Source organism: Vibrio sp. 10N.222.48.A3, from assembly GCF_041475345.1.
Classification (GTDB): domain Bacteria; phylum Pseudomonadota; class Gammaproteobacteria; order Enterobacterales; family Vibrionaceae; genus Vibrio; species Vibrio tasmaniensis_A.
This window is the reverse complement of record NZ_JBFRVX010000276.1, coordinates 1-7,201: the sequence shown is the minus strand read 5'-3', so window position 1 is coordinate 7,201 and position 7,201 is coordinate 1. Positions and strand designations below refer to the sequence as shown.

At 45.1% G+C, this 7,201-nt stretch carries 6 protein-coding genes; all 6 read left to right on the top strand.

What is annotated here, in order from left to right; translation table 11 throughout:
* A partial coding sequence (locus AB4653_RS09095; RefSeq protein WP_372103908.1) for a response regulator occupies positions 1-1,995 on the top strand: 1,995 nt, incomplete at its 5' end.
* A 293-nt stretch (positions 1,996-2,288) separates the two neighbouring features.
* Positions 2,289-3,260 carry a tripartite tricarboxylate transporter substrate binding protein gene (locus tag AB4653_RS09090; RefSeq protein ID WP_009846588.1) on the top strand — a complete coding sequence of 324 codons (972 nt, stop codon included), beginning with the start codon at positions 2,289-2,291 and terminating at the stop codon, positions 3,258-3,260.
* Between the two features lie 247 nt (positions 3,261-3,507).
* Complete coding sequence (locus AB4653_RS09085) at positions 3,508-4,008, top strand: tripartite tricarboxylate transporter TctB family protein (protein ID WP_009846587.1); 501 nt, start codon at positions 3,508-3,510, stop codon at positions 4,006-4,008.
* Positions 4,009-4,018: 10 nt separating this feature from the next.
* Positions 4,019-5,539 carry a tripartite tricarboxylate transporter permease gene (locus tag AB4653_RS09080; protein ID WP_009846586.1) on the top strand — a complete coding sequence of 507 codons (1,521 nt, stop codon included), beginning with the start codon at positions 4,019-4,021 and terminating at the stop codon, positions 5,537-5,539.
* Positions 5,540-5,734: 195 nt separating this feature from the next.
* Positions 5,735-6,493, top strand: a complete 759-nt coding sequence (locus tag AB4653_RS09075; RefSeq protein ID WP_102257298.1) for a sulfite exporter TauE/SafE family protein — start codon at positions 5,735-5,737, stop codon at positions 6,491-6,493.
* Positions 6,494-6,760: 267 nt separating this feature from the next.
* Positions 6,761-6,952, top strand: coding sequence for a hypothetical protein (locus AB4653_RS09070; RefSeq protein WP_009846584.1), 192 nt, complete (start codon positions 6,761-6,763; stop codon positions 6,950-6,952).
* Positions 6,953-7,201 lie beyond the last annotated feature (249 nt).

Sequence of the window (7,201 nt, the reverse complement as noted above, 5' to 3'; positions counted from 1 at the left end):
GACAATATTACTAACTTGGTTGGCTTACGAGCTTCAGATCGAGGTTTAGAGCTGCTCATTCAAGTAGATAGAGACGTGCCAACCAACCTTATTGGTGACCCTTTGAGACTTGGGCAAATACTGATTAACCTAAGTAACAATGCCGTCAAATTCACCGAAAAAGGCGAAGTGAAGATCTCAATCTCAGTAGCAGAAAGACAAGGCGATGACATCAAATTGAACTTTGCAGTCTCTGACAGTGGTATCGGCATGAAGCAAGAGCAAGCCAGTAAGCTGTTCACCAAATTTACTCAAGCTGACAGCTCAACCACTCGGAAATATGGCGGTACAGGCTTAGGCCTTGCCATCAGTAAAGAGCTCAGCCAACTGATGGGAGGGGATATTCATGTCTCAACGGAGCTTGGCAAAGGCTCGACCTTTTCGTTTACTATTGCTACTCGCGTTAGTCATTCTATTCAGCAACACCGTGTTGTCGTACCTGCATCAATTAACAATTTGAAAGTGTTAGTCGTCGATGACAACTCCAGCGCCCGCTTGATCGTAGGCGATATCCTAGAATCACTAAAGCTGACACCAACACTGAGCTCATCCGTTGATGAAGCTCTTATTGAGTTACATACCGCTGACGCTCAGAACAAGCCATTTGATTTGGTAATCTCCGACTGGAAGATGCCTAAGCGAGATGGCGTAGACTTACTAGCAGAGCTCAAAAATGGGCAGCAGCTCACAATGCCTAAAATCATGATGCTGACCGCATACGACCGAGAAGAGCTTGCTGAACTCATAGAACAAAGAGGCTTTGAAGTACCGAGTATTCTAGACAAGCCAATCACCTCATCTCATCTCTATGACTCTATTGTTTCACTCTATGGACTCGACTCAGACCGCGTATCTCGCAGCGAATTAGAACAACAAAATCAACTCGCTAACGTCCAACAACTGGCCGGAGCTAACATCTTGCTGGTCGAAGACAATGAGATAAACCAAGAGCTCGCAACAGAGCTTTTAGAGGGGCAACAAATTAAAGTCACCATTGCCGAGAATGGTCAGCAGGCGATAGATCTTTATCAACAAGCCATAACTGACGACGTACCTTTCGATGGTATTTTGATGGATTGCCAAATGCCAGTGATGGACGGTTACGAAGCAACCCTGCATATTCGTAACAAGATAAAAGACACACAAACCCCAATCATTGCGATGACAGCAAACGTGATGGAGCGGGATAAAGAAAAAGCACTCAACTGTGGGATGACTGACATTATCGCTAAACCGATTGATGTCGGCTCGATGTTCGCGACCTTAGCCAATTGGGTGTCACCGTCTAACCCTGTGCAATTTAATGTTTCGTTGCAAGAGTCCACCAAGATTCTACAAGAAGAAAACAACGCAGAAAAAGCACCCGAGGCGTTACCTGTCATTGACGGTCTTGATACCAACATGGGATTAATGAGAGCGAGCAACAATCACACCTTATACACGAAGCTATTGAAACGATTTGTTGAAGCCTACTCTGACAAAAGCACCTTAACTGTCGAACTATCAAATAGTGCTCAACAACGTTACTTGCACACCCTCAAAGGTGTGGCCGGTAACCTCGGAGCTAGCGACTTGCATAGTCTATGTGAAAACCTAGAGTCCGAAATTACCGATGACGACCTAAAAGAAAAGGTCATCAAAACCACGATTGAACTCAGCCAAGAGATCGCTAACTCGATCTTCCACACAACAGTCGCCACCGAGAATACAAGAGACCAGCAAGCAAAACCGGAGACATCGCCTAATCAACCAAGTACTGAACTATACGGCCTATTATTAGAAGCGGTATCCAATGATGACACCGAAGCTCTCAACATTGTTCTTAACATTGAGGACGGTGCTGTGGTTGGGCTAACACCTTCGGAATTTAAAAAGTTGGAAAGCGCACTCGAGGAGTTCGATTTCGATTGCGCGACTGAACTGCTAAAAGGCTCAACACTGGCTAGTTCATCATGATCGAGAAACACTAAATATGTCATAAGTTACAAACTATTAAAGAGAGTCCAAGTGGCTCTCTTTTTTCATCTGTCTCCAACAGTAAGGACACCCTCACCTCCCCGTGAACTTTATGAACTTTATTCACCCAATGTTCTTTATCCTCAATATCACCGCATTACAGACAATTCTTTAACACACCGTTAACTTTAACGTCATCTGCTAAGCAATACCCTACTCGTGTATTTAGCAGCTGGATATAAAACATAAGTTTCTCTCCATTGAAGAGATCCCCTACATAAGGAACGTGAACCATGTTCAAGGCACTGAAACCTACTCTTGCGGCTTCTATCATCGCAGCAACCTTTTCTTTTAACACTTTTGCTGCTGACGTAGAAAAAATCCACTTCCTAATCCCTGGCGGCGCTGGTGGCGGTTGGGATATGACGGCTCGTGGTACGGGTGATGTATTAGTTAAATCCGACATCGTAGAAAATGTCTCTTTCCAAAACTTGTCTGGTGGTGGTGGCGGTAAAGCCATTGCACACCTAATCGAGACGGCTCAACGTCAAGAAGACACGCTAATGGTGAACTCAACGCCTATCGTTGTTCGTTCACTAACGGGGATCTTCCCACAATCTTTCCGCGACCTAACTCCTGTAGCAGCAACTATTGCCGACTATGGCGCAATCGTTGCGTCTGCGGATTCGAAGTACAACACTTGGGAAGATGTAGTAAAAGAATTCGAAAGCAACCCACGTAAAGTGAAAATTGCAGGCGGCTCGGCTCGAGGCAGCATGGATCACCTTGTTGTGGCGGCAGCGTTCAAAGGCGAAGGTTTTGATGCGAAGAAAGTGCGATACATTGCTTACGATGCAGGTGGTAAAGCAATGGCAGCTCTATTATCTGGCGAAACACAACTGCTTTCGACAGGCCTTGGTGAAGTGCTAGAAATGTCTAAATCAGGCCAAGTAAAAGTATTGGCGGTAACGGCACCAAAACGTCTTGATGCGGCACCAAACATCCCAACACTAACTGAGTACGGCAACGAAACAGTATTTGCTAACTGGCGTGGCTTCTTCGCGGCACCTGGCACTAGCCAAGCGAAAATCGACGAGTGGAATGTAGCTCTAGGCAAGATGTACAAGACCGATGAATGGCAAGTGGTTCGTGACCGTAACGGTTGGATTGACAACTACAAAGCTGACAAAGATTTTTACGCCTTCCTAGAAGACCAAGAAAAACAGATGGGCGACCTAATGCGTGAGCTTGGTTTCTTGAAATAACTAACAACCATAGAGGGTCTATGTGCCCTCTTACTCTTTCCTTGTTTCGCCGTACATGAGTTAACTTCATACTCCTTTGTTTATTCGTAGACGTATTACTAACGCTTGCCGATTCGTTGTAAACGCAAGTGGCTGATAAACCAGTACCGTAATTCGCTTACCTTTGGTTAGTGATCCCAGACATTCTTCATTAACTCGCTCATGTACGGCTTTTTTACTATTTATACCACCCCAAATGGAGTTGGATATGTCGGACTTACCAACCAAATTTCTGAGTAAGGAATCTTTGCTTTCAAAGGATCGCATCGGAGCCATGATCTTTATGCTGGCGTGCTTGTGCTATGGCTACCAAACCACGCTAATTCCTTTGTTCCCCGGTGACGAGTACGAACCCTTCACAGCAAGAACTTTACCTACCCTATTAACGTTTATCGGCATCGGCCTGTCGTTGATCCTACTAGTTACAGGACAACCGGACCAGAAGGTTTCATGCGACACCACGCCGTTGAATTGGAAGCTGCTCATTGGCTTTTTAGTGTTGATGGCTTTGTACGGTGTTGGACTGACTTATCTTGGCTTTGTTTTAGCAACTAGCTTCTTCTTGCTTGCTGGCTTTTACCTATTGGGTGAGCGCCGTAAATCTATTTTGTTTGGCGCGTCATTTCCTTTCGTTATCGCGTTCTTTTTATTATTAACTCAAGGCTTAGATATCTACCTAGAGCCTGGCTTAATCTTCACTCTTTGGTAGGGATAACATTATGTTAGACGGAATTTTACAAGGACTTTCTACCGCTGTGATGCCAATGAACATCATGATGGTAATTGTGGGCTGCTTCGTGGGTACCTTCATTGGTATGCTCCCGGGGCTAGGTCCAATTTCAGCAATCGCGTTGATGATCCCGATTACATACGGCCTAGACCCTTCTTCTGGCTTAATCTTAATGGCAGGTGTGTACTACGGCGCAGTATTTGGTGGCTCAACGTCATCAATCTTAATCAATGCTCCAGGTTGTTCTTCAACGGTAGTAACCGCATTCGACGGCTACCCAATGGCACAAAAAGGCCAAGCAGGTAAAGCGTTGGCACTAGCAGCCTACTCTTCTTTCACTGGCGGTACTCTGTCAGCAATCATGCTTTTGATTGCAGCACCGGCTCTAGCAAGTGTCTCATTGAGCTTCCAGTCGTCAGACTACTTTGCATTGATGTTGTTAGGTCTATCGGCTGTAGCGGCTTTTGCAGGCCCAGGTCAGGTAATAAAGGCATGGATGATGACCATTCTTGGTTTGATGTTATCTACTGTTGGTATCGACAAAGGCGTTGGTGTTGAGCGTTTCACGTTTGGCCTAACAGACCTAATGGATGGCTTTAGTTTCCTACTTCTTGCTATGGCAACCTTCGCTTTAGGTGAGACTTTAATGGGTATTTTGAAACCAGAGAAAGACACCAGCGGCGAAGAAAGCCAAAAGATGGCCGATATTGGCAGCATGAAAGTGACCAAAGAAGAGTTCAAAGAAGTCGCGCCCGTTTCGATTCGTTCTTCAATTCTTGGCTTCTTCACTGGCGTGCTTCCGGGTGCTGGCGCGACTATCGCAGCTTTCTTAAGCTACGGCATGGAACGCAGCCTAGCACCAAAAGACAAGCAGAAAGAGTTTGGTAAAGGCAGTATTCGTGGTCTTGTGGCTCCTGAATCAGCAAATAATGCAGCTTCGAGTGGTTCATTCGTTCCGCTACTGACACTCGGTATTCCGGGCTCTGGTACTACAGCAATTATGCTTGGTGCACTCATCGCTTATGGCATCCAACCGGGTCCTCGCTTGTTCGTTGAGCACCCAGATGTATTCTGGTCGGTGATTATCTCGATGTACTTTGGCAACATCGTGCTGGTTATCTTGAATCTGCCTTTAATCCCTTACATCTCTAAACTGCTAGCGGTACCAAGAACGGTACTACTGCCAATGATTATTTTCTTCTCAATCACAGGCGTGTACTTGGTGTCTTTCAACACGATGGATGTGTTTGTGATGCTAATTGTGGCAATGGCGGCGATAGCGTTAAGGCTGGCCAACTTCCCGCTCGCACCGTTACTGCTTGGCTTCATATTAGGTGGTTTGATGGAAGAGAACTTGAGACGCGCACTGATGATCAGTGATGGTGAACTCAGCTTCCTTTGGGAACGCCCTATCACCATGACCTTCACTATTTTAGCGGTATTGGTTCTATCTAGTCCGATTCTGGTTAAGCTGTTCAAGAGTTTTAGAGCAAAGCCTGTTGAAGTGTAAACTTGGCTTAGCCTAGAAAACAAAACGAAATAAAGGGAGCCTCAGGTTCCTTTTTTCGTATCAGTCATTTCAAAAAACCACAGCTCCAAGTTGGTAGCAAACTCACAAACCCACCTCTTCACTGCACATTGCCCTGATATTAATAACAAAATCAAGTAAGGTGATTCATCATTTAATGCATTGGATTCTAAAACTATGGATTGGTTGATTCTATTCTTGTCAGGTGTGATTGGTGGCGTGTTGAATTCCATTGCAGGAGGAGGCAGCTTCATCACCTTCCCCGCTTTGTTATTCGCTGGCGTCCCTCCGATTGCAGCCAACGCGACCAATACCTTTGCTTCGTGTGCTGGATACATTAGCGGAGCCTACGCTCTGCGCCACGAAATTCAATCTGGTACCAAACAACTCAAGCTCGTTGTTGGGCTATGTGTAATTGGCGGCGGCATTGGTGCATTTTTACTACTACACACGCCAGAAGCGCTATTTACCCAATCCGTACCTTGGTTATTACTGTTCGCCGCTCTACTTTTTACCTTTGGTGGCACACTCAATAAATGGCTCAAGAAAGTAACAGCTAAACATAAGCACGCCACCAGCGCAGGCGCGTTCTTTTCAGCCTTATTACTTTTGATCGTGTGTGTTTATGGTGGTTATTTTAATGCAGGCTTAGGCATTGTGACATTGAGCTACTTGGCACTGGCAGGGTATACCAATATCAACGTGATGAATGGCATCAAATTGTTGGTATCGGCATGCGCATCACTCGCGGCAATCGTGTTCTTTGTTGTGAATGGTTCGATTGATTGGCCGTCAGGCATGGCCGTTTTGTTTGGGACATTAGTCGGTGGTTACTATTCAGCAAAAGTTTCTCGTCGTATTCCACAACAATATGTTCGCACCACAGTGATCATCGCAAGCTTTTTGATCACCGCTTACTTCTTCTATGCTAAGTAGGTTCTACGTCAACTAGGTTTCATTCAAACTAATTACTACAGTAATCACGGTTTTCGTTAGCAAAACACAACGTAAATCGCTAAGCATGAAGAAGTGACAATGCCCTCGACTGGTTATTTTGTGAACTATAAAATAACCAAGCCAAAATGTGTGATACGAGCCCTTTAATTAGCAAATTTGATAACAATTTAGACTGTTTTTTAGCCTTTATTTTGCCAAAGGTGGGATAATTCTCCTGTCGAAAGTGAGACTTCATTAGGAGGCGTTATGAACATTAAACTCGGTCATGTCATGTCATCAAGTCGACTCATTTGCTTTGTCGCTTTTCTTGCTGCCACATTCGCGTGGATTCTAAAAATGCCCGCTCTGTTTTCTGTGTCAGCGCTATTCTTACTGATCAGCGCTATTGTCTATGGCGTTGACCTTTGGAAGAATCAAAGAAAGAACCGCGAAGCTTAAGGCGAACGACTAAATCGACACGCATTAAAAAAGGAGCACTTAGGCTCCTTTTGTATTTTACGCTTTTCGCTTTAGCTGATTAGGCTATTTCGACGGCTTTTCTAGCGACGCCTTTTTATTAGCGAAAGCCTTACTTAACGACGCCTTTCGATTAACGACGCCCTTTTGCTAGCGACGCATTTCTATTAACGACGAAAGTTACGACCGTTGCCGCCACGACGCTCTTTAAATGCTGACGCTGCTTTAGCT